This window comes from Curtobacterium sp. MCSS17_015 (genome assembly GCF_003234265.2).
Lineage (GTDB): Bacteria > Actinomycetota > Actinomycetes > Actinomycetales > Microbacteriaceae > Curtobacterium.
In genome coordinates, this window is record NZ_CP126256.1 from 3,237,382 (window position 1) to 3,262,850 (window position 25,469).

General features: G+C 71.5%; 24 protein-coding genes. 10 read left to right on the forward strand and 14 right to left on the reverse strand.

What is annotated here, in order from left to right; translation table 11 throughout:
- Positions 1-68: 68 nt before the first annotated feature.
- The 3 genes from DEJ18_RS15500 to DEJ18_RS15510 form a co-directional block, all read right to left on the reverse strand.
- Positions 69-353, reverse strand: coding sequence for a hypothetical protein (locus DEJ18_RS15500; protein WP_111209898.1), 285 nt, complete (start codon positions 351-353; stop codon positions 69-71).
- Positions 354-462: 109 nt separating this feature from the next.
- Positions 463-1,128 carry an SDR family NAD(P)-dependent oxidoreductase gene (locus tag DEJ18_RS15505; protein ID WP_111209897.1) on the reverse strand — a complete coding sequence of 222 codons (666 nt, stop codon included), beginning with the start codon at positions 1,126-1,128 and terminating at the stop codon, positions 463-465.
- Positions 1,129-1,187: 59 nt separating this feature from the next.
- On the reverse strand, positions 1,188-1,589 hold the full coding sequence (locus DEJ18_RS15510) for a MerR family transcriptional regulator (RefSeq protein WP_111209896.1): 402 nt from the start codon (positions 1,587-1,589) through the stop codon (positions 1,188-1,190).
- A gap of 56 nt (positions 1,590-1,645) precedes the next feature.
- Here DEJ18_RS15510 and DEJ18_RS15515 point away from each other — a divergent pair, with 56 nt between their 5' ends.
- A complete protein-coding gene (locus tag DEJ18_RS15515) occupies positions 1,646-2,416 on the forward strand; it encodes an SDR family NAD(P)-dependent oxidoreductase (RefSeq protein WP_111082154.1) in 771 nt (256 codons plus the stop codon).
- Between the two features lie 156 nt (positions 2,417-2,572).
- Positions 2,573-3,703 (forward strand): PQQ-dependent sugar dehydrogenase, encoded by a 1,131-nt coding sequence (locus DEJ18_RS15520; protein ID WP_111209895.1) that lies wholly within the window; start codon positions 2,573-2,575, stop codon positions 3,701-3,703.
- A 64-nt stretch (positions 3,704-3,767) separates the two neighbouring features.
- Here DEJ18_RS15520 and DEJ18_RS15525 read toward each other — a convergent pair whose 3' ends face one another.
- From DEJ18_RS15525 to DEJ18_RS15550, 6 genes are all read right to left on the reverse strand, one after another.
- Positions 3,768-4,835, reverse strand: a complete 1,068-nt coding sequence (locus DEJ18_RS15525; protein WP_111209894.1) for an SDR family oxidoreductase — start codon at positions 4,833-4,835, stop codon at positions 3,768-3,770.
- 325 nt (positions 4,836-5,160) lie between these two features.
- Positions 5,161-5,799: an ATP-binding cassette domain-containing protein gene (locus DEJ18_RS15530; protein WP_111209893.1), complete on the reverse strand. Its 639-nt coding sequence runs from the start codon at positions 5,797-5,799 to the stop codon at positions 5,161-5,163.
- Positions 5,799-7,820, reverse strand: a complete 2,022-nt coding sequence (locus DEJ18_RS15535; protein ID WP_146241504.1) for a bacteriocin-associated integral membrane family protein — start codon at positions 7,818-7,820, stop codon at positions 5,799-5,801. The genes DEJ18_RS15530 and DEJ18_RS15535 overlap by 1 nt, the downstream gene beginning before the upstream one ends.
- Before the next feature lie 11 nt (positions 7,821-7,831).
- Positions 7,832-8,218 carry a lactococcin 972 family bacteriocin gene (locus tag DEJ18_RS15540; RefSeq protein WP_181434142.1) on the reverse strand — a complete coding sequence of 129 codons (387 nt, stop codon included), beginning with the start codon at positions 8,216-8,218 and terminating at the stop codon, positions 7,832-7,834.
- Between the two features lie 99 nt (positions 8,219-8,317).
- Positions 8,318-8,857: a dihydrofolate reductase family protein gene (locus DEJ18_RS15545; RefSeq protein WP_111209890.1), complete on the reverse strand. Its 540-nt coding sequence runs from the start codon at positions 8,855-8,857 to the stop codon at positions 8,318-8,320.
- A 49-nt stretch (positions 8,858-8,906) separates the two neighbouring features.
- Positions 8,907-9,887, reverse strand: a complete 981-nt coding sequence (locus DEJ18_RS15550; protein WP_111210126.1) for an NAD-dependent epimerase/dehydratase family protein — start codon at positions 9,885-9,887, stop codon at positions 8,907-8,909.
- Positions 9,888-9,975: 88 nt separating this feature from the next.
- Here DEJ18_RS15550 and DEJ18_RS15555 point away from each other — a divergent pair, with 88 nt between their 5' ends.
- The gene (locus DEJ18_RS15555) at positions 9,976-10,956 is read left to right on the forward strand and encodes an aldo/keto reductase (protein WP_111209889.1); all 981 of its coding nucleotides are present in this window, start codon (positions 9,976-9,978) and stop codon (positions 10,954-10,956) included.
- Between the two features lie 72 nt (positions 10,957-11,028).
- Here DEJ18_RS15555 and DEJ18_RS15560 read toward each other — a convergent pair whose 3' ends face one another.
- Together DEJ18_RS15560 and DEJ18_RS15565 are read right to left on the reverse strand one after the other, a co-directional pair.
- Positions 11,029-11,523 carry a DUF4126 family protein gene (locus tag DEJ18_RS15560; protein WP_110824391.1) on the reverse strand — a complete coding sequence of 165 codons (495 nt, stop codon included), beginning with the start codon at positions 11,521-11,523 and terminating at the stop codon, positions 11,029-11,031.
- 122 nt (positions 11,524-11,645) lie between these two features.
- Positions 11,646-12,197, reverse strand: coding sequence for a MarR family winged helix-turn-helix transcriptional regulator (locus tag DEJ18_RS15565; RefSeq protein WP_110824392.1), 552 nt, complete (start codon positions 12,195-12,197; stop codon positions 11,646-11,648).
- A 175-nt stretch (positions 12,198-12,372) separates the two neighbouring features.
- Between DEJ18_RS15565 and DEJ18_RS15570 the strand changes: the two genes are divergently transcribed.
- The 3 genes from DEJ18_RS15570 to DEJ18_RS15580 all read left to right on the forward strand — a co-directional run bounded on the left by DEJ18_RS15570 (position 12,373) and on the right by DEJ18_RS15580 (position 14,787).
- Positions 12,373-12,498 carry a hypothetical protein gene (locus DEJ18_RS15570; protein WP_258365834.1) on the forward strand — a complete coding sequence of 42 codons (126 nt, stop codon included), beginning with the start codon at positions 12,373-12,375 and terminating at the stop codon, positions 12,496-12,498.
- Positions 12,499-12,647: 149 nt separating this feature from the next.
- Positions 12,648-13,175, forward strand: coding sequence for a hypothetical protein (locus DEJ18_RS15575; RefSeq protein WP_111209887.1), 528 nt, complete (start codon positions 12,648-12,650; stop codon positions 13,173-13,175).
- 154 nt (positions 13,176-13,329) lie between these two features.
- On the forward strand, positions 13,330-14,787 hold the full coding sequence (locus tag DEJ18_RS15580) for a sugar porter family MFS transporter (RefSeq protein WP_111209886.1): 1,458 nt from the start codon (positions 13,330-13,332) through the stop codon (positions 14,785-14,787).
- 107 nt (positions 14,788-14,894) lie between these two features.
- Here the strand turns inward: DEJ18_RS15580 and DEJ18_RS15585 are convergent, their stop codons facing one another.
- Positions 14,895-16,661: a pectate lyase-like domain-containing protein gene (locus DEJ18_RS15585; protein WP_111209885.1), complete on the reverse strand. Its 1,767-nt coding sequence runs from the start codon at positions 16,659-16,661 to the stop codon at positions 14,895-14,897.
- Between the two features lie 302 nt (positions 16,662-16,963).
- Positions 16,964-18,016 carry a BLUF domain-containing protein gene (locus DEJ18_RS15590; protein ID WP_111082143.1) on the reverse strand — a complete coding sequence of 351 codons (1,053 nt, stop codon included), beginning with the start codon at positions 18,014-18,016 and terminating at the stop codon, positions 16,964-16,966.
- 218 nt (positions 18,017-18,234) lie between these two features.
- Between DEJ18_RS15590 and DEJ18_RS15595 the strand changes: the two genes are divergently transcribed.
- The 4 genes from DEJ18_RS15595 (at position 18,235) to DEJ18_RS15610 (ending at position 21,753) form a co-directional block, all read left to right on the forward strand.
- The gene (locus DEJ18_RS15595; protein WP_111209884.1) at positions 18,235-20,196 is read left to right on the forward strand and encodes an alpha/beta hydrolase; all 1,962 of its coding nucleotides are present in this window, start codon (positions 18,235-18,237) and stop codon (positions 20,194-20,196) included.
- On the forward strand, positions 20,193-20,720 hold the full coding sequence (locus tag DEJ18_RS15600; protein ID WP_220034300.1) for a hypothetical protein: 528 nt from the start codon (positions 20,193-20,195) through the stop codon (positions 20,718-20,720). Before DEJ18_RS15595 ends, DEJ18_RS15600 begins: the two co-directional genes overlap by 4 nt.
- A gap of 113 nt (positions 20,721-20,833) precedes the next feature.
- Complete coding sequence (locus tag DEJ18_RS15605) at positions 20,834-21,232, forward strand: hypothetical protein (RefSeq protein ID WP_111209882.1); 399 nt, start codon at positions 20,834-20,836, stop codon at positions 21,230-21,232.
- A gap of 41 nt (positions 21,233-21,273) precedes the next feature.
- Positions 21,274-21,753, forward strand: a complete 480-nt coding sequence (locus DEJ18_RS15610) for a hypothetical protein (RefSeq protein WP_111209881.1) — start codon at positions 21,274-21,276, stop codon at positions 21,751-21,753.
- Positions 21,754-21,852: 99 nt separating this feature from the next.
- On the opposite strand, the gene DEJ18_RS15615 is transcribed toward DEJ18_RS15610, so the two are convergent.
- Positions 21,853-25,374 carry an Ig-like domain-containing protein gene (locus tag DEJ18_RS15615; protein WP_111209880.1) on the reverse strand — a complete coding sequence of 1,174 codons (3,522 nt, stop codon included), beginning with the start codon at positions 25,372-25,374 and terminating at the stop codon, positions 21,853-21,855.
- Between the last annotated feature and the right edge of the window lie 95 nt (positions 25,375-25,469).

The window sequence follows — 25,469 nt, forward strand, 5'->3', positions numbered from 1 at the left end:
GCTCGCTGCCGGCTGGCTGCGCGCCTCCCGTCCGGCGGTCACGCGGCCTGAGGCGAGCGCGTGGTCCGCTAGTCGGTGAGCCGGATGAGCAGGGGCAGGAAGAGCCCGGCCAGCCAGGACAGGACCAGCACCGACGCGCCGACCGCGAGGACCCGTCGGCGTCGGCGCTGCCGCGGGGTCTCGTCGACGCCCCAGACGCCCGCGCGGACGAGGACGCGGTTGGCCTCACCGACCAGACGACGGACCTCCGGGTCCTCCATGTCGAGGCGGCCGGCCTCGGCGTGGTCGGCGATCGCGGTGGCTTCGTCCACCGTCAGCGCGGTGTCACCGGTCGGCCGGTCCCTGCGTCGCATGCGCACCACGGTAGCCCGCCGGTGGGGTCGTCGACACCCCGGAACGGACACGGCACCACGCAGGTGCGCGGCGCCGTGTCCCTCGCGCGGTGTCGTGCACCGCGACCGGCTACTCGGGGAGCGGCTCCGCGTACGTGCGGAAGTCGCCGCGCTCGGTGTGGATCGCCCAGAGGTGCTCGGCGATCGCGGCACCGGAGTGGGCCTGTTCCCCGTCGTCGATCCCGAACGGGATGATGAGCTGGCCGACGTGGACCTGCTCGTCCCGCACGGCGTCGTGGAGCAGCTGCGCGTAGGCGCTCTCGCCGGCGAAGGCGACCGACGTGCCGGTGACACGGGCGCCCGGACGGACCGCGCTCCCGCCGTTGACGAACAGGATCGTGCCGTGGCCGATCGCGCGCATGCCGGGCAGGACCTGGCGGACGGCGTTCACCGAGCCGTAGACGGAGAACTCGATCGGGCCGACGAGGTCCTCGGCGGTCGTCTCGAGCACCGGCCGCATGTACTCCTTCGCGGGCAGCGGGCTGTACTGCAGGACCTCGATCGGGCCGAGCTGCTCGGTGGCCTGCTCGAGCGCGTGGCGGAGGGAGTCTCCGTCACGCACGTTCGCGGCGAACCCGGCGGCCTGGTGGCCCTGCTCGCGGAGCGCGGCGGCGAGTTCGTCCAGGCGGGCCTGGTTGCGGGAGATCAGTGCGACGGCGAAGCCCTCGCGGGCGAAACGCTCGGCGACGGCGAGCCCGAGGCCCTTGCCGGCGCCGACGATGGCGATGGTGGTCATGTGGTCCTCCAGGGACTGGTGGTGGTCGGTCCACTGAACCAGGCGGCCGCGTGCGGCAGTCAGGTCCGGTCTGGTCCGCACGCGTCAGCGGACACGAGGGCGTCGATGCGGGCGGGTCGTCGTCGGCCGGACAGGTAGTCGTCGAGCGTCTCCCGGCGTGCCCGGAGCCGCTCTTCCTGTCGGAGCAGGTCGTCCCGGACCTGCTCGACCCGGGCGAGGAGTTCCGCCGGCGGCGATCCTGCCCCGTCACCCGCGACGCAGGGCATGACGTCACGGAGGAGCCCCGACGAGAGCCCGGCCGCGAAGAGGTCCTGGATGAGCGCGACCATCTCGACCGCGTCCGGGTCGTAGTCCCGGTACCCGTTCGGGCGCCGTCTGCTCGTGATCAGCCCCTCGTGCTCGTAGTACCGCAGCGCCCGGGTGCTCACACCCGTCGCCTCGCTCAACTCGCCGATCCGCACGACCCCGCCGCCCTCCGCTTGACCTTGACGCTGACGTCAATGTCTACCGTACCGACATGACCACAGCAGCACAGATGCACGACCGCACCGCCCTCGTCACCGGCGGCTCCACCGGGATCGGGGCCGCCGTCGCCGGCGCACTCGCGCACGCGGGGGCACACCTCGTCCTCGTCGCCCGGGACGCCACCCGGCTCGAGCAGAGCGCCGACGGCATCCGCGACCGCCACGGCGTCACCGTCACGACCATCGCGCTCGACTTGGCGGAGGACGGAGCCGTCGCCCGGCTGCTCGACCGCCTGACCGACGACGGGACCGAGGTCGAACTGCTCGTCGCCAGCGCCGGCGCGGCCTCGCGGGGCCTCGTCGTCGAGAGCGACCCCGCGGCCCTCCGCCGCATGGTCGACCTCAACGCCGGAGCACTCACGGAACTCACCACGGCGGTGGTGACCCGGATGGTCGAGCGCGGGCACGGCTCCGTCGTCACGATCGCGAGCACCGGCGGGTTCGCCCCGGCACCGGTCCTGGCGGCCTACGCGGCCTCGAAGGCGTACGTCCTGTCGTTCACACAGGCGCTCTGGGCGGAAACGCGACGCAGCGGCGTGCGGGTCGTCACCGTCAGCCCCGGGCCGACCCGGACCCCGATGAACGCAGCCACCGGACGATGGGGTCGACGACCCGAGCAGGTCGCCGCGACCGTCCTCGCCGCGCTCGACGGGTCCGGACCGTCCGTCGTCGACGGGCGGGCGAACGCGCTCTTCTCGACCGTGCTGCGGCTGCTGCCGACCCGCGCCGTCACCGCGCTCGCCCTGCGGGTGCTGGCGCGGTAGCGGGTGTCCGGGCGGCTGCCGGTCGCGCCTGCCGGGCGCGGTCGCGGCTGCCGGCTGCGGGTCGCGGTCGCGGGTGGCGGTCGCGGTCGCGGTCCACCCAGCGGTTGCGCACCTCCGCGGGGTGCAATCGACGGACACCGCACCGGGAGGCACACCATGGCCAGGACACGTCGTACCGTCACGGCGACGAGCGTCACGCTCGTCGCCCTGGCCCTCACCGCCTGCACGGGTGCGGACCGACCCGACGCGGACCGGTCCGACCCGGACCGCGCGCCCCGGGCCTCCGCCCCGGTCGACCTGGCTGCCGGACAGTCGGCGCCGGACGGCGGGACGACGGACGTCGTCACCGGATTGGAGGCCCCCTGGTCCGTCGCGCGCACCGGCGATGGTCCCGACGCGCTCATCAGTCTGCGCGACTCCGCCCAGGTGCTCGAACTGACGGCCGACGGCGAGCGCCGCACGGTCGGCACGGTCCCCGGCGTCCGGCACGGCGGCGAGGGCGGCCTGCTCGGACTCGCCCTGCACGAGGACGACCTGTTCGTGTACTCCACCGGCGAAGACGGCAACCGCATCGAGCGCTACGACCTCGCCGGATCGGCCGGTTCGTACACGCTCGGGGACGCTACGACGCTCATCGACGACCTGCCCGCGAACACGTTCCACGACGGCGGGCGGATCGCCTTCGGCCCGGACGGCATGCTCTACGCCAGCGTCGGGGACGCCGGCGCGAGCGAGGACGCCCAGGACCGGGAATCGCTCGCGGGCAAGATCCTCCGCCTCACCCCGGACGGCGACGTGCCCGACGACAACCCCTTCCCCGGCTCCCCCGTGTGGAGCCTCGGCCACCGGAACGTGCAGGGCCTCGGGTGGAGCGCGGACGGGACGATGTTCGCGTCCGAGTTCGGGCAGGACGCCCGCGACGAGCTCAACGTCATCGAGCCGGGGAGCAACTACGGCTGGCCGGAGGTCGAGGGCACCGGCGGCGAGGACCAGGGGTTCGTCGACCCCGTCCAGCAGTGGTCGACCGACGACGCCAGTCCGAGCGGCCTCGCCGTCGTCGGGGACACCGTGTTCATCGCGAACCTGCAGGGCCAGGTGCTCCGCGGCGTCCCGGTCGACGACCCCGGCACCGCGCACGAGTACTTCGCCGGGGAGTACGGCCGGATCCGCACGGTGCTCGCCGGCCCGGACGGCACGCTCTGGTTCGTGACGAACAACACCGACGGCCGTGGGGACCCGCGCGACGGCGACGACCGGATCGTGCAGGTCCCGCTGACCACGGGTTGACCGACCGAGAGCCGACCGGGTGACCGGCCGGCCCCTCGTCACGTCGTCACGTCGTCACGTCGCGTCAGGGGACGAGCCGCGCCGCCCGGTACCGGTCGAACAGCCGCGTGAAGGAGTCGAGCGTCCGGTGGTGCTCGGTGAACCCGGCGAGCCGGCTCTTCGACATGTCGGTCATCACCTCGATGTCGCGGCCGAGGTCGGCATCCGTGTGCCACCACGACGCCAGGCGCTCCAGGTCGGGCTCGACGAGGCCGTGCCCGGCGACGATCTCCGCCCACACCGGAGCGGCGTCGGTCATCTGCTGCTCGAACGGCCGCGGCGCCGAGTCGAACCCCTCGGCCTCGACGCCCAGGTGCGCGGCGATGCGCGGCCACATCCACCGCCAGCGGAACACGTCGCCGTTCGCCGTGTTGAACGCCTCGTCAGCGCCCGCGGGATCAGTGGACGCCCACACCATCTGCGCGGCGAGCAGGTCGGCGTCTGTGACGTCGGTCAGGCCGTTCCACTGCGTCTCGCTGCCGGGGAAGACCATCGGGCGGCCAGTGTGCCGGCTGATCGCGGCGGCGACGGCGATCGTCAGGCCCATGTTCATCGCGTTGCCGACGGCGTACCCGAGGACGGTGTGCGAACGGTGCACCGACCAGGTGAAGCCCTGGCGTGCCGCGGCGGCGAACAACTCGTCCTCTTGCGCGTAGTAGAAGTTGTCGACGTCCAGCCGCGGCTCGTCCTCGTGGAACGGGGTGTCCGGCATCGCGCCCTGGCCGTACGCCTCGAACGGGCCGAGGTAGTGCTTCAGGCCGGTCATCAGCGCGACGTGCTGCACGGGCGCACCGGACAGTGCGGCGAGGAGGTCCCGCACCATGCCGCCGTTCACCGCGATGTTCTCGGCCTCGGTCGCCTGGCGGGACCATGCGGTGAAGAACACGTGGGTCGCCGGGATGTCGGCGAGCGCCGAGGCCAGGGACGCCGACGACCGGAGGTCGGCCGACCGCCAGGTCACACCGGGTCGTTCGGCACCCGGACGGCGCGAGAGCGCGGTTACGGTCCAGCCGTCGCTGACGAGGTGGCCGACGATCGCCGATCCGGCGATGCCGGTGGCGCCGACGACGAGGGCGTGCGGAGTCGCGGTCATGCGGGTCCTTCCGGTGGGGAGCGGTGGACCGGAGACAACACCTGTCGCCTGGGCGTATTCCGCCACCGGACGGTCCCGAAGACATGGTCCGCGCGAGGAAGGGTGCGACTTCCGCGGAGTCCTGGCCGCTCCGGCGGCAAGTGGTGGACGTCCGGTCCGGATGTGGTCATCCTGAAGCCGCGGACCCGCCCCACACTCGTGGACAGGCGGGTCTTGCTGTTGAGGTCGGCCGACTGCCGTTCCGGACGCGGGCCTGATGACGGTCCAGCCGTCGTCGACGAGGTGGTCGACGATCACCCATTCGACGAGGCCCGGGAGGCCCGGCTCACGTCGCGCGGGCGGGATCCAGGTGCAGTCTGCTCGCCGCCCACGAGACGACCGTGGGGACGTGCGTGGCGACGACGACGGCCGCGCCGTCGGCGGCGAACTCGCCGAGGAGGTCGAGGACCATCTGCGCGTTCCCCTCGTCGAGGGCGCTCGTGGGCTCGTCGGCGAGGACGACGTCGGGCTGCTTCACGAGGAGCCGTGCGAGGGCGACACGCTGCTGTTCCCCGCCGCTGAGCTCGTACGCGCGGTCGGTCGCCCGCCCCGCGAGTCCGACCCGCTCGAGCGCCGCGGCGGTGGGGAGCCCGCGGCCGCCACCCCGGCGTGGCACGCGCCCGATCTCGACGTTCGCCTGCACGGTCATGTCCGGCACGAGCCCGAAGTCCTGGAAGAGGTACCCGAGGTGATCACGCCGGAGCAGGCGTGCCCGGCGTCCACTCCGGGCTGCGGTGACGCCGGCGATGCTGACCGTCCCGGCGTCGAGCACGTCGATCTGCCCGATGCAGTCCAGGAGCGTCGACTTCCCGGCGCCGCTCGGACCGGTCAGGGCGAGGACCTCTCCCGCTGCGACGTCGAACGACAGTGCGTCCCACAGGGTCCGACCACCGCACTGCTTGCGGGCGTCCCGGACGGTGATCATCACGACCCGGTCCCCCGGAGTCGGACGACGGACCGGGCCGATCCCACCATCACGATGACGGAGACCACGCTCACCGTCAGCACGACGAGCGCGGCCGCCGCCGCTGCCGACCCGGCGGCCTGCGCCGCGGGGTCGAGCACGGAGACCGCACCCGAGCCGTCCGGTCTGCGCTGCCACCAGGCGTCCACCGTCACGACGGCGGCGACGGACAGGAGGGCGCCTTCGACCGTGAGGAGCAGCCGGTGCGTGTGGACGAACGACCTGCCGGCGGCGGCCTCGGCGAAGACCGACCGTCCGTGACGTCGCAGGTGCGCGGTGACGGCGAGGGCGGCGAGCACGACCGCGACCACGGCACTGCTGATCACCGTGAGGACGTCGACGACCACGAGGGTCCCCGCATGGCGCTGCTGCTCGGCGGCCGCCTGCCCGACCGACACGACAGCGCTGAACTCGTCGCGCAGGCCCGAATCGTCGATCGCCCGGTCCGCCGCTCGCTCGGAGGTGAACACCACGTCCCCGGTCGACAACCAGGCACTGAGCTGGTCAGGGGTGAACACCCGGGAGGGAGTCGGCACGACGACGACCACGGCCTCCGTGAGCCAGGACGCCGTGGAGGCGTCGCCCGGGTACGTGTAGACCCGCTGGGGAGCGAGTTCGCCACCACCGATGCTGTTCTTCTGCGCGGGCGACGCTCCTCGGAGTTCCCACTCCGTGAGGGCCCGGACGAGCGCCGCGCCGTCGATGTCGGAGCCGGAGGGTGTCCACACCGTGATCGCGTCCCCCGTGCCGGTGACCCGGTCCCCCGCAGCCGTCCGGAGGTCCTGTCGCCGCAGGTACCCGGCGTCGACGAACAGGGCCGGCACCGTGCCGCGACCGATGCCGGTCGAGACCTCGGCGGCCGCGGACAGCAGCGCCCGGTGCTGGTCGAGCGCTCTGCCGGCGAGATGCCCGATCCGGTCCCAGTACGGCTGCGTGTGCGATCCGGGGCGCGGGTCCGGCGTGACCCAGAGCTGGACGGTGTCGCCGGCGGCCCGGCGTTCCTGTTCCGCGGATCCCGCCCGGGCGACCGCCACCGCGGACGTCAGGTCGAAGACCGCCGCCACCAGCACCACCACCGCCGGGACCCGTGCGAGCTGCGCCACGAGGACGAGCGCAGACGACGGTCGGTCACCACTGAGTGTCCGCGCGATCGACCGTCGGGAGGCGATGACGGTGCCGAGCGCGTGCGCGGTCACCACCGGGACGAGCAGCGCCGAACAGCACACCGCGGCCGCAACGGCGAAGGTCGCCCACACCGCGAGCCCGTTGTGGACCCAGAGCCCCAGCGTGACGACCGGCGCCAGGACGGCCGTGATGATGAGCGTCGTCCGGACCTCCGTGACCTCGCTGAGCACGACCGAGCAGATGCCGCGCCCGTGCAGTCCCCGGACGGCCGTCCTCCGCGGGGCGCCGACCGTCCCGACCAGGCAGAGCACGACACAACCGAGCACCAGTGCGCCGATGAGGCTCCCGGTTCCCTCCGCTCCCGCGGTCACGCCGAGCCGGGTCAGGGCGGGGACGCGCTCGGACGTCGTCTCGAAGCCCGCCGCGACGAGGGCGTGCTCCGTCGCACCTGCCGCCTGCTCGTCGCCGACGACCTCGTACGCCCCTGCCGGGTCGTACCGGTCGAGTGCCGACATCGGTCGCACCGCCGTCGTGATCGACGGGTCGAACTCGGCGTAGCCGTTCCGGAGCCACGCAGCTCCCCGCGTCCCGGGGGCATCGGTCACGAGCGCTGTCCGTCGTCTCGTCGGCGCCGAACGATCGGCGACCGTCCGGACGATCGTCGCGTCGTGCTCGCGCGCGACGCGTTCGAGCGACTCCGCGACGACGCCGTTCGACGTCGAGCCGGATCCCACGGCGGCCGTCACGACGGTCGAGACATCGACCACGCCGGTCTGGCTCAGCTGTTCACACCCGAGGAAGGCGAGCACGACGGCCAGGACCGGTGGGACGACGTACGCCAGCCGCACACTCCGCACCCGCGCCATGCTCAGCAGTTGTGGTAGTACGCCTTGTTGCCGCTGCGGGCCTTCGGCGTCGTCGCCAGTGCGTACCGGCCTCCGGGCACACCGCTGACGCGCTTGCTCTTCAGCCCGACGGCCGTCGCGCCATGACAGCGTCGTTCGCGGAAGTAGTTCGACCAGGTGTCCTCCCGACCGACCCCCCACTGCCAGAAGCTCCCTCCACCGCCGTCGTCACGTCGGCTCGCGGAGCCCCGCACCTCTCCGGTGGTACCGCTCCCTCCCGTGATGACGACCCCGCCGGATCCCGGTCCGGACCCGAGGACGTCGTCTGCCGACGCTCCCACGGTCGGTACCACGACCAGCCCGGTCGCCAGCAGCAGCCCGGTCACCACTGCGCTCTTCCTGTTTCCCACGTGTCTCCTCTCGCGCCCCGCTCGGGGCTGCGTGGAGCGTGTCAGGCGTGGACGGCGGCAGCCAAGAATGTTGCATACCGCCCTGCCGACACCGTGGTCTCAGCCCGGGTTCGACGTCCGGTAGCGCAGTTCGACCGCTCCCCCGTCGAACACCGTCGTGCCGACGAGGTCGAGCACACCCGTGTCGGAGCCGACGGGCAGGAGCGGCGTGCCGGCTCCGAGCGCGATCGGCATCACCGTGACGTGGAGTTCGTCGAGCAACCCGGCCTGCTGGTACTGGGCGGCGAGGACACCACCACCGACGATCCAGACGTCACGGCCCCCGGCGGACGTCACCACCTGGCCGTGGTGGTCCCGCACGTCGCCGCTGACCACACGGACGTCACCGTCCGTCGGGACCTCGAGGCTCCGCGACGAGAAGACCCAGGTCACCCTGTCCTGGTACGGCCACGTGTCGTCGTGTGTGCGGAGCCACTCGTACGTCGTGGCCCCCATCGCCAGGGCGCCGACACCGGCGGCGAAGCGGTCGTGGTGTTCCTGGAACGCGTCGAAGCCGAACTGCAGGAGCCAGTCGAGGTCGTCGTCGGGTCCCGCGACGAACCCGTCGAGGGACGCCGCGACGGAGTAGATCGTGCTCATGCCGGGACGGTACCGAGCAGCACCGACAGCGGCGTCCGCCCGCTCCGTCTCAGACGACCAGCGGCCCCGCGACCACCACCTCGTCGTTGTCGACGAGCCACCGCACCGCGTCGAGCACCGTCTCCTCCGCGGTGTACCGCGGCGCGTAGCCGAGCAGCCGCCGCGCCTTGTCGATGCTGAACACGTGGCTCCGGGACAGGTGCTCCCAGCTCGCGTCGGCGTGCTCGGCCGGCACCGCCTCGCGGAACCGGTCCCAGGAGACGGACTCGAGCCGGGCCTCCTGGCCGAACCAGGACGCGGCGAGCGCGGCGTACCCGCGTGCCGTGAGCGCGGTCGGGGCGACGACCGTGAGGTCCTCGCCGGCGACCGCGTCCCGGTGCTCGACGGCCAGTTCGAAGGCCTGGGCGACGTCGTCGGCGTGCACGTGGTGCATCGACTCGGCTCCGAGTCCGGGGACGAGCAGGGGTTCGCCGGCGGACAGCGTCTGCCAGACCGCGGGGTCGAGGTTGCCGACCGGACCGATCGGCGCCCAGCCCGGCCCGCTGATGTGTCCGGGGTGGAGCGACGTCGTGACGACACCACCCGAGGCGGTTTCCTTCTGGAGCAGACGGGCGATGGCGTCCTTCTGGGTGCCGTACTCGCCCTGCGGCGGCGTCGCGTTGTCCTCGGTGACCGGCAGCACCGCGCTCGGCCCTGCCCGCCAGATCGACCCGCAGTGCACCAGGTGGACGTCGGTGCCGCGCAGCGCCGAGACGAGCGCCCGTGCCGACTCCAGGGTGAAGCAGACCAGGTCGATGACGACGTCCGGCCGGAGCGCGACGATGCGGTCGCCGAATGTGCCGTCGCGGTCCTCCTGCTCACGGTCGGCGGTGACCTGCTCGACCTGCTGCCACTCCGGGGCGTCGACGTAGGCCGAGCGCGTGCCGCGGCTGATGGTCACGACGTGGTGTCCGGCACGCACCAGTCGCGGAACGAGGAAGGTGCCGATGTGACCGGTCGCGCCGACGACGACGATGCGCTTGCTGCTCATGCCGTCACCGTACGCGCGGTGCACCTCTCCCCACGCGGAGCGGATGAGCGGACGGGCTCCTCGGCGGGCAGGGGCTACCGTCGGGGTCATGCAGCGACGCACCCTCGGCCGTACCGGCCGCGACGTATCCGTGATCGGTCTCGGCACCTGGCAGTTCGGCGGTGACTGGGGTCCGGTCGCCGCGGAGGACGCCTTCGCAGTGATGGACGCCTCCGCCGAGGCCGGCATCACCCTGTTCGACACCGCCGACGTGTACGGCGACGGCCGGAGCGAGCAGCTCATCGGCCGCTGGACGGCCGCGCATCCCGAGGCCGACGTCACGGTCGCCACGAAGATGGGCCGCCGGGTCGACCAGGTCCCCTCGAACTACGTGGCCGGGAACTTCCGCCAGTGGGTGGACCGGTCGCGGGAGAACCTGGGTCAGGACACGTTGGACCTCGTCCAGCTGCACTGCCCGCCGACCGCCGTCTTCGAGGACGATGCGGTCTACGACGCCCTCGACGCACTGGTCGCCGACGGGTCGATCGCCGCCTACGGCGTCTCCGTCGAGACCGCCGACCAGGCCCTGACCGCGATCGCCCGTCCCGGAGTGGCGAGTGTGCAGATCATCCTCAACGCGTTCCGCCTCAAGCCACTCGACCGCGTGCTCCCCGCCGCCCGGGAGGCCGGGGTCGCGATCCTCGCCCGTGTCCCGCTCGCCTCGGGGCTCCTCTCCGGCAAGTACACGACCGAGACGACCTTCGCGCCGGAGGACCACCGCACCTACAACCGTGACGGCCAGGCCTTCGACCAGGGCGAGACGTTCAGCGGCGTCCCGTTCGAGGACGGCGTCCGTGCCGCGCAGGAGTTCGCCGCTTCCCTGCCCGAGGGTGTCTCGGTCCCGCAGGCCGCGCTCGCGTGGGTGGTCGCGCAGGACGGCGTGACCGCCGCGATCCCGGGTGCGCGGAACGCCGAGCAGGCCCGGTCGAACGCGGCCGCCGGCTCGCTCGAGCTGCCCGCCGACCTCGACGCGACGGTCCAGGACCTCTACGACCGCTGGTTCCGCGCCACGGTGCACGAGCGCTGGTAGCCGCCGACACGACGACGGACGGGAGGCCCGGCTCAGCAGGTGAGTCGGGCCTCCCGTCCGTCCGTTCGCGGGTCAGGCGCCGCGGACCACCGCACGCGAGCCGGCGATGACGGCGGCGTCCTCAGCGACGGCGACCACCGGGTCCGGCAGGACCGTGCCGACGGCCTTGCGGGCCGCCCAGGCGACGTAGGAGCCGACGAGCGCCCCGATCGCGCCGACGATGGCACCCTCGATCCGCAGGTCCGACTTCCCGGACTTCGTGGTGGTCCCGAACGCCGCACCGACGAAGGCGCCGGCGCCGATGCGTCCGAGCAGTGCGGGGAGGGCGATGCGGTTCGGGGTCTTCGGCATCTTGTCGCCGATGATCTCGCCTGCGGCACCCGCGACGAGCCCGGCGCGGCCGAGCGACGAGTCGAAGGTCTTCCACTTCTGCCAGTCGCCGGACAGGCGCTTGTCGCCCTGGTGCAGGCCGAGGACGGCGAGCGGGGTGGCCGAGCGGCCTCCGCTGAGGACCCCGAGCAGCAGGGCGCGCGTGAGGGTGCTGGTGGTCCGGCTCTTCTTGGACATGCGGGTGGTCTCCTTCGTTTCCCTGCCGGCGTCGTCGCGGTCCGGACGCCGCCGTGGTGCGGACGTCAGCGCGGTGCGGACGTCGGCACGTGCCCGACGCTACTCAGCGCGGCTGGTGGCGGTCAGTGGTGGGCGGGCACGGCGACGGCCACGGCACCGCGAGCGTCGTCCGGGACCACCGCGGCGGCGTCGTCCATCGCGGCCGTCATCTCGGCGAAGAAGGCGCTCATCTCCGCGATCGTCGTCGGGGAGAGCCGGTCGGCGGCGGCGATCATCCGCGCGTGCACGGCGGTGAGGTTCGACCGCACCGTCTCGTCGCCCGAGTCCGTCGCGACGAGCAGGAACCCGCGGCCGTCGTCGGGGTCGGTCTGCCGGTCGACGTGTCCGGCTGCGACGAGTCGCTTCACGAGGGCCGTGGTCGAGGCGGTCGTGATGCCGAGGTGTGCGGCCAGTCCGGTCGGCTTCACCGCGGTGCCGCGCTGTCGGGCCTGCAGGAGGAACCGGACGGCGGCCATGTCGGTGGCGCCCATGTGCATGGTGTCGCGCGTGCGCTGGCGCATGGCGACCTCGGCGGACCGGTAGCGGCGCATGGCGTTGAGCAGCTCCACGCCGCTCTTCGCCGCACGGTCGGGGTACCAGTACCCGGACTCGTCGTAGGTCCTCGCGTCGACCATGGCGTCCACCTCGTCCTCGGTTGCGGGCGCAGCCGATCCCCAAGGAGTACCAGGACCGGGCGGGCCGGACTCAGCCGGGTCGCAGCGGTGTCCCCCGGTACGGCGGGCCGGAACGGGAATGTCCGCGGCGGCCCGCGTGTAGAGATGAACACCCCCGAACGAGAAGGAGTCCGCCGTGATCGACGACGACCGCACCCCTGGCCAGCGCGACGACCTCGCCCGCCACCCGCACCTCCACCTGCAGGACGACGACCACGCGGGCTTCGGCCGCTGGCTCGGCCTCATCAACGCCGGGGACTGACCCCGGGCCAGCACGCCGATGCCGGTACCGCAGTACAGGCGGACCCCTTCCAGGAGGCCCGTCACCCGTCCGTCGGACCGGTGACGGGCCTCCTGTGCGTTGCCCCCGGCGGGCAGCGGGAGGTCGGCCGCCACGGGTACGGTCGGAGCGTGCACGGGGTCGGAGTGGTCGACGAAGCCGGGCGGCTCCGGCTGCTCGGCACCGCGGTGGCCGGTGCCGCGTTCGCGCTCGTCCTCGTCATGCTCGTCCTGTCGTCGTTCCGGACCGCGACCCCGCAGGTGCTCGTGTCGGTCGGCTTGCCCGCCGCCGTCGCCGGCGCCGTGGTGGCCGGCTGGTTGCTGCTCCGCTCGTGGCGCGCCGAGGGCGGGTACGAGCGCGTGGTCATGGTCGAACGGTGGGTGACCGATCGTCGCGTCCCCACCGAGGTGCCCGCCGACGTCTGGGTCCCGCGGCTGCAGGCCCAGGCGGACCAGCAGGTCGGCGGCTGGGGCAAGATCGTGCTCTGCGTCTTCTGGAGTGCGATGACCTGGTCCATGCGCGACCAGCACGGCACGGTGATCACCCTGCTGCTCCTCGGCCTCTGGGCCGGACTGGCGCTGTGGAGCGCGCTGTGGGTGATCCCGCGGGCCCGGGTCGCGCGGGACATGCTGCGGCAGGGCGTCATCGCGCGGGACTGAACCCGGTCAGGAGCCGTTCAGGCGGTGTACCGCGCCGACGACGGGGACTTCCGTACACGGCGTGATCCGTACAAGCTCCCCGTCCGCTCGCAGTCCTCCGTCTACCGTGACCGCCGGTCCGGCGCGTGCCGGACCGGTGAGGCGGAGGGCCCGGATGACGAACACGACCACTGACGACGACCGGGTCCCCGGCGTCCCGCCGGCCATCCCGGAGGGCACGGGCGACGCCGAGAAGGCCCGCTCCGTCAAGCGGCACGTCACCCGGGTCGCGTTCGTCGCGGCGCTCGGCGGGCTGCTGTACGGCTACGACACCGGCGTCATCTCGGGCACCCTCATCGAGATCGGCAAGGAGTTCTCCGTCGGCTCCGCCGTCAAGGAGTTCATCACCGCGTCGATCCTCGTCGGTGCGATCCTCGGCGCCTTCCTCACCGGGCCGGTCTCGGCCCGGGTCGGCCGACGCCGGACCATCCTGCTCATCGCGGCGGTGTTCATGCTCGGTGTCCTGTTCGCCGCGGTCTCGCCGAGCCCGGTGTTCCTCGTGCTCAGCCGGCTGTTCCTCGGGCTGGCTGTCGGCGGGTCGACCCAGACCATCCCGACCTACATCGCGGAGATCGCCCCGGGGCCCCGGCGAGGGAGCCTCGTCACCGTGTTCAACTGCGCCATCGGCGTGGGGATCCTCGCAGCAGCCCTCGTCGGGGTCACGCTCAACGGCGTCGTCTCGTGGCGGTTCATGATCGGTGTCGCCGCGGCGCCCGCGATCGTGCTGCTGCTCGGGATGCTGCGGTTGCCGGAGAGCCCACGGTGGTTCGTGTCGAAGGACCGGGTCGGACCGGCTCGCCAGGTCCTCCGCTGGCTGCGGCCGACCAGCCGCGCCGCGGAGGACGAACTCGACGAGATCCGCCGGCTCGACGACGCCGAACCGGACTCGGGGAAGGGGCAGTGGTCGCAGCTCCGCAAACCGTGGGTGCGTCCGGCGCTCGTGGCGGGTCTCATCGTGGCGGCGTTCACGCAGTTGACCGGCCTCGAGATGATGATCTACTACACACCGACCATCCTCACCGACGCCGGGTTCCCGCACGTCTACTCGCTGTGGGCCAACGTCGGCGTCGGCGTCGTGTACCTGGTGATGACGTTCGTCGGGTCGCGGGTCGTCGACCGTGTCGGGCGTCGGCGGTTGACGCTCGTCATGCTCCCGGGAGCGGCGATGAGCATCGGGCTCTTCGGGGCGCTCTTCTTCCTGCAGGACGGCAAACCCTCTCCGGTGCTGACGATCGTGCTCATCCTGGCGTTCATGTTCTTCCAGGCCGGGGGCATCCAGGTGGTCGGCTGGCTGATCGGTTCCGAGATGTACCCGCTGCGGGTCCGGGCCGCGGCCACGAGTCTGCACGCCATGGTGCTCTGGGGTGCGGACCTGCTCGTGACCTCGACTGCCCTCACCCTCACCGGGTGGATCGGGCTCGGCGGCACGATGCTCGTGTACGCGGCCCTCAACGTGCTCGGGTGGGTGCTCGTGTTCCTTCGGGTCCCGGAGACGAAGGGACGGTCGCTCGAGCAGATCGAGCAGTCGCTGCGTGACGAGACGTTCCTGCCGCGGGCGTCACGTCGGTCCTGAGGGACGGGCACCGCGGACCCACGCTGGCGGCGACGGACGGACGGGAGGCCCGGGACCGACTGGTCCCGGGCCTCCCGTCCGTCGTGTGGTCGCGTCGCGACCGACGATCAGTTGTAGTTCGCCAGCCGGTTCGGGGCGGTGTTGCCCGCCGGCGTCGGCACCGCTCCGCCGACCCCGTTGATGATGCTCGAGATGGTGCCCACGTCACCGAGGGACACCGTCACCAGGCTGTGTGCACGGACGCCGGGCGTCTGCGGCACCTCGAAGGCCCGGTCGGCGCGCACCGCCTTGTTCGTGTTGAAGAAGCAGTAGACACCGCCGCCCCAGATCTCGTGCTTCGTGACGTTCGACGCCACCTTGTACGCCGCGTACCCGGCCCCGGTCGGACTCTGCCACGAGGCGTTGTCCGGCACGTCGTACGGCATCTCGTTCTGGAAGAAGATTGTCTTGCCGTTGTCGCCGTTCCACTGCACTTCGTACTTCTGGTAGTGCTCGACGAAGAGCCCGGTGGCGAGGACGTCGTTGCCGTTCACCTCGACGCCGGTGGCACCGGTGTTGACCGTCCACCCCGTGGGTGCGCCACCGTGGTCGGCGCGCCACGCCCAGATGTGGTCGATCAGGGTGTCGTCGGCGTTGACCCGCAGCGAGGTGCTGGCTTTGCCCTGGATGCTCGACCCGACGCGGAAGAAGACGTCCTGGATGCTCTGCGGGTTCGCCGCGTGGTCGATGTGCGAGTCCGCCGTGCCCAGTCGCACCAGCTGCGTGCTGTTCTGCGTGCCGGCGTCCACCACGAGGTTCGACACGTTCACACCAGCGACGTCGTTCGACACCAGGACGGAGTTGCCCTTGGTCGGCACGAGCGTCGGGAAGCCGATGCCGGTCACGACGGTGTTCGCCCGCTGCACGTTGATCGCCGCGTCGAGCTGGTAGGTGCCCGGGGTGAAGAACAGGTTCAGCCCTTGCGCGAGCGCACTGTTGATCGTCGCCGCCGTGTCACCCGGGTGCGCGACGTAGAAGTTCCGCATCGGGATGTCCGTGCCCGCGGTGTTCGGCCAGGTGACACCGCTCGAGTTCTGCCGGAGCGAGGGGACGAACACGTGGTACTTGTTCGACGAGTCCACGTACAGGTAGGGCTTCTCGCGCGTCGTCGGCGTGGTGGCGAGCGTCGTGTAGCTCTTCGAGAAGTCGTTCGCCGGGGCACCCTGCACACCGGAGAACGTCATGTTCCAGTTGCCGCCCTGCCACGAGCCGAGCGTGGAGTTGCGCGTGTACCACTGCTGCTGCGAGCCCGAGGTGACGGTGCCGTCGACCTTGCTGTCCGCGATGTACCCGCCGGACGAGTAGCCCTGGCCGCCGTCCTGGTTCGAGGGACCCATCGTCAGGTTGCCCTTGATGTGCACCCGGCGCATCGGGGCCGCCTGCGACACCGCCCAGCGGTCGGTGCCGCCCTCCGGGACGACCGCGACGTTCTCCACCGACCGCCAGAAGTTCTGCGTCGCGTTCGACTCGTCGCCCGCGTTCCAGCCGGAGTCGACGTTCACGGCTCCCGTGATCGTGACGTCGTCGGGGTTCTTCCCGAGACCGGCGACCGTCGTGTAGAAGCCGAGGTTCGCCCAGACCCGGTTGTAGCTGCCCGGCTTGAACATGAAGACGTGTCGCTGCGACCCGAACTGCGCCGTGGTGCTGCGCAGCTGCGCGTTGAACGCGGCGTCGACGTCCGCCTGGATCGTCGAGGTCGGGGTCGATGGGCTGTAGACCTTGACGTTGCTCCCGAAGTCCGGGGTGTCGCTCGTCGTGACCGCCTGGGCCGAGATCGCCGGGACCAGTGCCCCCACGACGCCGGCACTCACGGCGAGGGCGACGAGACTTCTCATCCGTCGTTGCATGATGCTCGATTCATGACCAGTGCGGCCCCGTTGCCGCACGGACGTGACGGTAGACCCGATCGAGCGCGTTCCACAGTCGGACGAACGGCGGACAAGTGCAGCGCCCGGAACGTGTTCGGCCGCCTGATCACCACCCGAAGGCGACCAGACGGCCGGGCTCACCACCCTGGGTGAGCGAGCAGAGCGCGGATACCCGGTCCACGCCCTCCCGCCATCCTGCCCGATCGCGGAGCGCTCCACCGCCCCCACTCCACGGGGGAGACCGGTTGTTCCCGCATCCGGCGCCCTGCTCAGGGCGCCGAGGCGACCGGGATGTCCCAGTACGTCGGCTGCTCGTACTGCTCCGACCAACCACGCCGCATCCGGGCGGCTGCACGGTCGAACGCGTCCACCGGGTCCGTGTCACCCGTCAGCAGGGCCTGCAGCCGGAGGCCGTCGTACAGGGCGAGCAACTGCTGCGCGCCCCGCTCCGGGTCCATCGTCGCCGGTTCCCGGCCGTCGCGGACGTCCGCGGCGAGCGCGGTGCGGATCGTCTGCCGGAAGTTCCGGTAGGCGGACCGGTAGTAGTCCGCACCGTCGACCTTCGGGTCCGTGGCCGCGGCGAGCGAGGAGGCGAGCAGGCGCATCAGGCCCGGCTCCTCGACGTGCGCGGCCAACAGGGCGTGCATGAACGCCACCGTGCCGCGTTCGGTGATCATCGGGAGCAGGGGTGCCGACACCGCGCGGGACCAGCGCTCGACGGTCGCCGCGAGCAGGGCGTGCCGGTTCGGGAAGAGCCCCTCGATCTCGGACACACTCATCCCGCTGCGCTCGGCCACCGCCTCGATGGAGAAGCTCGTCGTGCCGCCGTCGTGCAGGACCGCGATCGCGCCGTTCAGGGCGCGGGTGCGCGGGACCTCGTCGTCAGCCGCGTTCTGGTTCGTCAGCGGTGCGAGCGGGTGCTTGCGGAACCATTCGAGCAGGGCGCGGGCCCGCGAAGCACCGAACTCGGCATCGCTCGGCCGCTGCGCGGCGAACAGGTCGCTGAACCCCGGGACCTCGCGCATCAGCGGATCGAGGGGCTGGAACGCCATGGACCAGTCCGGGAAGGACCGCTGCTGCACCGGGTCGTCGCAGAGCACCCGGACGTTGGTGTGCCGCGGGTCGAGCCGGATCTGCTCGAAGCGCTCGTGGACGACGTCGTCCTCGCCCTCGATGATGCCGATGCAGTTGCTGTCGCGGTGCGCGAGCATGCCGGTGATGCCGAGGCGGGTGTTCTTCTCGCGGCCGACCGCCAGGATCTGGGCGAGTTCGGAGTCCGAGATCGGTCGGGTCTGCGTGCTGGTGTAGACGAGTGTGCGCACGGTCGGCCTTCCTGGTCGTGGGCAGGGCGGTGTGCCCTGGGACGAGTCAAGCGCGCGACCGGTGGCGGCACCAGTCCCGTGTTCGGGTCGCGTGGCAGGACGGCGCGGCAGCGCCGGGCCGGAGGCGCGGGGTCCTCGTCCTCCCCCGTGACGCCGGGCGCAGGGATCGGTACAGTCGGGAGCGTGCGCTCGCGAGGGGGCACAGGGGGAAGGACATCATGGGGGACATCCAGTACGACGAGGCGACAGCGGACGCGCTCGTGAAGGCATCGACGGCAGCCGCCGAGAAGCTCCGCGGGCAAGCCGCTGGCCGTCGGTCCGCCGTCGAGCAGGGCACGGACGACTTCTCCGGTGCCTACGCGACACGCTTCGAGGAATCGGCGCAGATCGAAGCCGAGGACCGGCCGAAGCTCGCGTCCGTGCTCGACGACCTGGGCGACCAGGTGAACGAGGTGACCGCAGCGGCGAAGCGGGAACGGGAGCGTCAGGCCGACCTGGCCGCATGGCAGGTCCGGCAGGACGAGCGGGAGCGCAAGGCCGCGGAGTCTCCCCTCGGCGTCTTCGAGGTGCCCGCGGGCATGGGGTTCGACTTCAAGCCGTCCGACACGCCCATCGCACCGCCGGCCATCTCGGCGTCGTTCTCGGCACGAGGGCGGACCCGCACCGGGGACGGGACGTCCGGGGGAAAGAGTTCTGCCGACCCCGACCACCTGCGGTCCTTCGCGACCGCCTACCGTGCGCTGGACCGGGGCGCCGCCGAGGAGTTGAGCACGCTGCGGAGTGCGTGGCACGGCTTCACGGGGTCGTGCGGATGGGCGCGGATCGAGTCCGCCACCTTCCTGACCGGGTTCGATCGGCTGCTCGAGGAGAACGGCGAGGACGCCGCGTGGGCGGAACGCATCGCCGAAGCGTTCGAGCGCGCGGGCGGCCACGGTTCGCTCTCGAACGCGACGCTGGACGTCTCCGCTGCCGCCGAGCTCCCGGCGGCCTTCGAGAAGATGCTGGATCCTGACCTCTCCCCGGCGGAGGTCGCGGAACTCTGGGCGAAGCTCGGCTACTCGAAGGCCGACGAGAACGACCTGAAGGCCCTGCCCATCCCGGTGCTCAGTCGGCTCGGGAACCTGGAGGGCGTGGACTACTGGGCGCGGGACACGGCCAACCAGGTCGTCCTTGAGACACGCATCACCGAAGCGGCGGAACAGGTCGAGGCGCTGAAGACGACGATCGCGTACGACAACGGAGCTGCATACCTCCGCGCCTCGACGAACCTCGACGCGCTCCGCGACATCGACGACGCGCTGGACAAGCGCAAGAACCAGGGCGATCGGTACCTGATCTCGCTGACCGAGGACGTGCCGCCACTCGCAGCAGTCTCGATCGGCGACCTCGACTCTGCGGACAATGTGACCTGGGCCGTGCCCGGGATGGGCTCGGAAACGACCGGGATGCGTGCTTGGACCACTTCCGCGCAGCACATCTACGACCAACAGGCCGACGGTGGCGCGGAGGACCGCGCCGTCATCGCTTGGATGGGCTACAAAGCACCGCCCGTCCCAGTGATGTCGGGCAGCCTCGACTTCGGCGTCCTCACCAACGGCGCTGCGGAACCAGGTGGTGACAACCTCGCGACGTCGATCCGTGGTCTGGATGCAGTCCGTGCCGGGGATGAGATGCCGACCACGAACGTCGTGGCACATTCCTACGGCTCGACCACCGCGGCCTTCGGCCTGACACAGCCCGGCGTCCATGTCGACACGTTCACGACGATCGGCTCTGCCGGTATCCCGAACTCGATCCCCGAGGCCGACGACCTCCACGCCACCCACGTCTACGCGGGGCAAGCCCGCAATGTCTGGGCAGTGCCCGGCGACGAGAAGGGCGACCAGTGGGCCGGATCTGGACGGCTCAGCCCCGTCCACAACATCGACCCGACGTCGAGCGAGTTCGGAGCCACCGCGTTCGGCGCCGACGGTGTCGCTGGCGTCGATGAGCTGAAGGGCGTGAAGGACCATGGCGTCAGCACGCCCGACGGTGAGGGGTACCTCGATCCCGGTACGGAGTCGTTGACGAACGTCGGCTTCGCGACCACCGGACAACCGGAGCGGATGACTGAGTTCGTGCCCAAGGGGCTGACCGACTTCGAGCAATCCATGCTGGACCAGATGATGAGAGCACCGTGAGCATGCCCCCACGCCAAGATCGACCAAGCCGCATCGGTATCGCAGCCTTGATCGCGGTCTCCGCGATGCTCAGCATCACCGGCTGCGGCACCAGCACCAGCACCAGCACCAGCACAGGAGGCACCACCGTGGAACCCGCCACTGTCGAGAAGGACGTCGTCGACATCGTCGAACGGTCCGCCGCCGTCGTCGGGGGCACCTGGAAGGTCTACAGCGGGCCTTCCGTGGAGGCCTGCGGCGAGGGAGCCGAGGACAGAGCTCGGTACGTCTACATCATGGAACGAACCGGCACGGAGGGCACCGCCCCGAAGACAGATGTCCAGACCATGCAGGACTTCTGGGACGGTGAGGGCATCACGACCACCCCGTACCGAAGCGGTGGCAGCGATCCCCTCCTCGGCATGCGGGGCAAAGGTGGCCCGACCACGTCCATCGCCTTCAACGCCTACCCACAGCGTTACAGCATCACAGCGGTCTCGGGATGCGCAGACGGCGACGTCAGTGATCTGCGGAAGAACGAGTGAGCGGGGCCGACCGTCGAACACCAGGCTTCGTGAGGAGCAGCATCAGCGCCGCTCTCGTCCTGACGGCGTCCCTCACCATTGCCAGCTGTAGTGACAACCCCGGAGGCACCACCGTGAAACCGTCCGATGCGAAGAAGTCGATCGTCGACCTCGTTGAAGAGTCCACCACCGCGGTCGGCGGCGAGTGGACGCTCTACCGCGGTCCCGCAGCTGAGGTCTGCGAGCAGCCCGGCGGCGGAGAGGGCGCACACTTCGTCTACATCCTCGAGCGGGAGGGCGCCGACGGGTCCACACCGGCAGCTGACATCAGCACCGTCGAGGAACTCTGGAAGAGCAAGGGGATCACGACAGAGCGCTTCCAGAGCGGGAGCTCGGACCCCTTGACCGGCGTGAACGGCGTAGGTGGTCCCGTCACCTCGGTGGGCTTCGACGCGTACCCGCAGGGCTACACCATGACCGGCGTGTCGAAGTGCTCGGACGGCGACGTCAAGGAACTGCGTCGCGAGGAATGAAGGGGATGGGCGTGAGGGTGCTGTGTCGATCGCAGAGCAGGATGACCACCACCGTCGCTCTGGTCCTCGTGGGTGCGTCACTCGCACTCACCGCTTGTGGGAACGACCCGGCCGGACGCGCCATGACTCCCGAGCGAGCGAGGGACGCCGTCGTCGATCTCGTCGAGGAGTCGACCGAGGCGGTCGGAGGCGACTGGGTACTCTACCGCGGCCCTGATGCCGAGGTGTGTGAGCAGCCGGACGGGAGGGACGGCGCTCGCTTCGTCTACATCCTCGAGCGGGAGGGCGTGGACGGTACGGCACCTGCAGCTGACATCAGCACCGTCGAGGAGCTCTGGGAGGGCAAGGGCATCACGACGGAGCGCTTCGTCAGCGGTGGTGTCGACCCACTCACCGGTGTCCGTGGCGGCGGCGGTCCGGTCAACACGATCGGCTTCAACGCCTACCCGCAGCGCTACAGCGTCACCGGCGTCTCGACGTGCTCCGACGGCGACGTGGCCGAACTGCGACAGGCGGAGTGACGCCCCCCTCCGGCACGCCGCACGGCACCCCACGCTGACCACAGCGAGCAGGGCCGCACCCTCCCGGGTACGACCCTGCTCGGGGTCAGCTCGCCGACCTCACTCGATCCGGCGACGACGACGTGCCACGGTGATCCCCACGCCCGCCGTCAGCAGCAGGAGTGCCGCGAGCGCAGCCGAACCGATCTCGGCGCCGGTCCAGGCGAGGGACCCGGGACGGTCGGCGATCGAGCCGCCGGTCGAGCCGGAGCCGGAGCCGCCACCGACGGTGTCGATCGGGCCGTTGCCCGTCCCGCCGCCCGGCGTACCGGCACCCGGGGTACCGGCGCCGGGAGCACCGGCACCGGGCGTACCCGCACCCGGGCCGGGCGTCGGGCTCGGCGCCACGGGAGCAGCCGCGACCGTGATGACCACCGGGGCGGACGTGGAGGCGTCCGCGGTCTCGGTGGCCCCGAACACCGCCACCAGCGTGTGGTCGCCGACGCTCAGGCCGTCGGCCAGGGTCAGCGTCGCGACGCCGTCCGTCACCTCGGCGGTGCCGAGGATGGCGGCAGCGGCACGGGCACGTGCAGCCGGGTCGCCGTCACGGAACGTGACCGTGCCGTCGGTGTCCCGGCCGGTGACCGTGGCGGTCAGGACGACCTCGTCGCCCTCGACCGGCTCGGTCGGCGTGACGGACAGGACCGTCTCGGTGGGTGCGAGGACCGCGATGGTGACCTGGGCCTCCCGGCCGGAACCGGCACCCTCGGCGGAGAGGGCGAGTGCACCGAGGTCGGCGTCCTCCGCGACCCGCAGGGTCGAGGTGACCACGCCCGCTGCGTCGGCGACCACCGTGTCGGTGATCGTCGTACCGGAGCGGAACGTCACGGTCTCGCCGGCGCGGAAGCCCTCGCCGGTGAGCTCGACCGAGCCGCCCGGTGCGACGGTGTCGGCGGACGTTCCGAGCGTCACCGGGGTGACCGCGCCGGCGCGTTCCGCGCAGACGTCGCCCTGCGCGCCCACGGTCGGCAGCTCGGTCGCCGGTGCCGTGACACCGTCGTCCTCGCGGACCGTCAGGTTCGTGAACGCCGTGGCGCCCATGACCGCGTTGCGGGTGTTCGTGACGCTCACCTTGAACGCCGAACTCGGCGTCGCGGAGACCGCGGTGTTGCCCGCGGTCGGGACGGTGACGGCCTTGCAGGTCTCGCCGGGCGCGAAGGTCACGCGCTCCATGCCGACACCGACCGAACCGGTGGCGGAGCCGAGCACGCTGACGTAGCCGGTGATCGGCCGGTCGGAGGCGCGGGACAGGTACACGGCGACGTCGGCGGTGCCGGGGCCGTCACCCTCCTCGACCGTGGTCGGGGCGACGTTCACGGTGGTGCGGGTCGCCGCGACGGCGGTGCCGACGCTCGGCGTGTCGAAGGCGAGGTCGGACAGGTACACGCCACCGGTCCCGGTGCCGTCCGCGCCGACGCCCGCGGTGAAGCGGACCTCGCGGACGTTCGTCAGGTCGACGCCCGTCATCGAAGCCGTGGGGATCGTGAGCTGCTGCAGCACGATCTTGTTGAGCGTGGTGTTCGTGCCGCCCGGCATCCGGTTGACGGCGAGAGGGTTGATCGCCGACGCGGCGGTCGACCAGCTGCCTCCGGAGCCGTCGAGGACCGTGATCCGGAAGTCGGTGCCGGTGGGCACGGCTTCGTCGGGAGCGGTCTTCAGCGTCATCTGCGTGCTGCCGGTGACGTTGCGCGCGGAGGCGGGGACGGAGACGCGGAGTTCACCGGTGCTCGGCACCGCGGGGTCCGTCGTCGAGGCACCCGTCCAGAGGAACCGCGTGGTGGGGAACGTCGGGACGTTCGGGGCGAACGAGCCCGGCGTCCAGTGCGGGACCTGGGCCGAGGCCTTCGTCGTGGCGCAGAACGGGTTCGACTGCGGCAGCGTCCGACCGGTCAGGTTGGTGCAGACCGCGGCCGTGGCACCGCCGACCGTGCGGATGAGCGAGCTCGAGGTCGTGAAGTCGGTGACGAGCTTCGTCGTGGACGAGGGCTGCGCGGCCATGGTGCGGACGTCGGCGTACGGCGTCGCGGTGGTCGACGGCTTGACCGAACCGTCGAACATCGACTGGAACTGGGTCTCGCCGCCCATCGTCAGGCGGAAGAAGCCGGTCATGTAGCTGACGCCGACCTGGTACTGCTGCGCCGCGGTGAGGCGGGTGGGGTTGGTCGTCGAGCAGGTGGACGTGGTGTCGCTCGTCCGCCAGTCGTCGCCCGTGGCGGCCGGGTACAGGCCCGGGGTCCACACGGTGTTGAAGAAGTTGTGGTTGGCGCCCATCACCCAGACGGCGGACCGGAGCACGTCGTCGTCGAAGGCGTGCCGGGAGTCGTCGATGAAGTGCTGCCCCTGCTGGTTCGACACGTCGCCGTCGCAGTACGGCAGGAAGACGGACGTCGGGACGTCCGGCAGCGTCATGCGGCCGAAGTCGACGGGGGCGAGCGGCAGGACCGCCTCGATGCCGTACGGCTTCGGGAGCGCCTGGTTGAGGGTCGCGGCCGAGACGACGCCCTCACCGCCGCGGGAGTGACCCATGACACCGACGTGGGTCAGGTCGAACCGGCCCTTCAGCGATGCTGCCGTGACGCCGGAGGCGGCGGCCGGCTGGTCGGCACGGGTGGTCGCGCGGACGAGTGCGTCGTCGAGCGTGCGGGTCGTGGTCGTGCTCGGGGCGGCGTCGGTCGCGGTGGTGACGTCGTCGTACGAGACGGCTGCACCGGCGTCGGCCTTGCCGAGCATCTCGAGCGTGTCGAGGACGAGCTGGCCCCGGGCCTCGGCGCCGTAGTCGAGCGCGAGCTGGTTGTCGTTCGAGTTCACGGCATTGGCGGCGATCGACACGACGTTGTAGCCGCGGGTCGCGAGTGCGCGCGCGGTGCCCTCGTAGCCGAGGTACGAGCGGACGTTCATCTGCGTGGGACCGCAGGGCCAGCGCAGCGGGTTCGCGCCGGTGCCCGAGCAGGAGGTGTGCCGACCGTGCAGCAGCACGACCGTCGGTCGCTGCCCGGCCGCGCTGGTCAGGTACATCTTGCCCGTGAGCTCGCCGCGGATGCCGCCGATCGCCGCGAGCGGGACCGCCTGGTCACCGAAGTCGTACTCGGCCTCGGTCACCGTGAAGGCGCCGGGGGTCGAGGGGTCCTCCACCGCGGCGGCGGTCGCGAGCGACTTCATCTGCCGATTGAGCGTCCGGTTCTCCGGGACGGGCGGGGTGACGGGCGCGGTCGTCGTCTCGGTCGCCTTGTCCTCGTCCCCGCTCGACCACGCCTTGGTGACGTCGCTCGCGTCGGCGACGGACCGGTCCGCGGTGAGGACCTGGAGCGTCTTCCCGTCGGCCGACTCGGTCGCGAAGCCGATGGGTTCGCCGTCGACGACGAGCGTGGGTGCGTCGTCGACCATCGGCAGCGGCTCGTCCAGGTCGAGGGACACCAGGTAGCCGCCGGGGGTGGTGGTCACGTCCCAGTCGCTGCCGGAGGCGACGACCGGGTCAGGGGTGGGCGCCGCGAACGCAGGGACTGCGGTCAGGGCGAGGGCGGGAGTCAGCGTGGCGGTGATCGCCAGGGCGGCGAGCCGACTCCGGGACAGGGATCTGGACAAGGGTCTCCTCGAGTGAAGGGGTTCTCAGAGGAAGCTTCGAGGCACCTCGGGATCCGCTGGGCTCGGGAAACGGGGTCGTAACGAACAGTTGACGG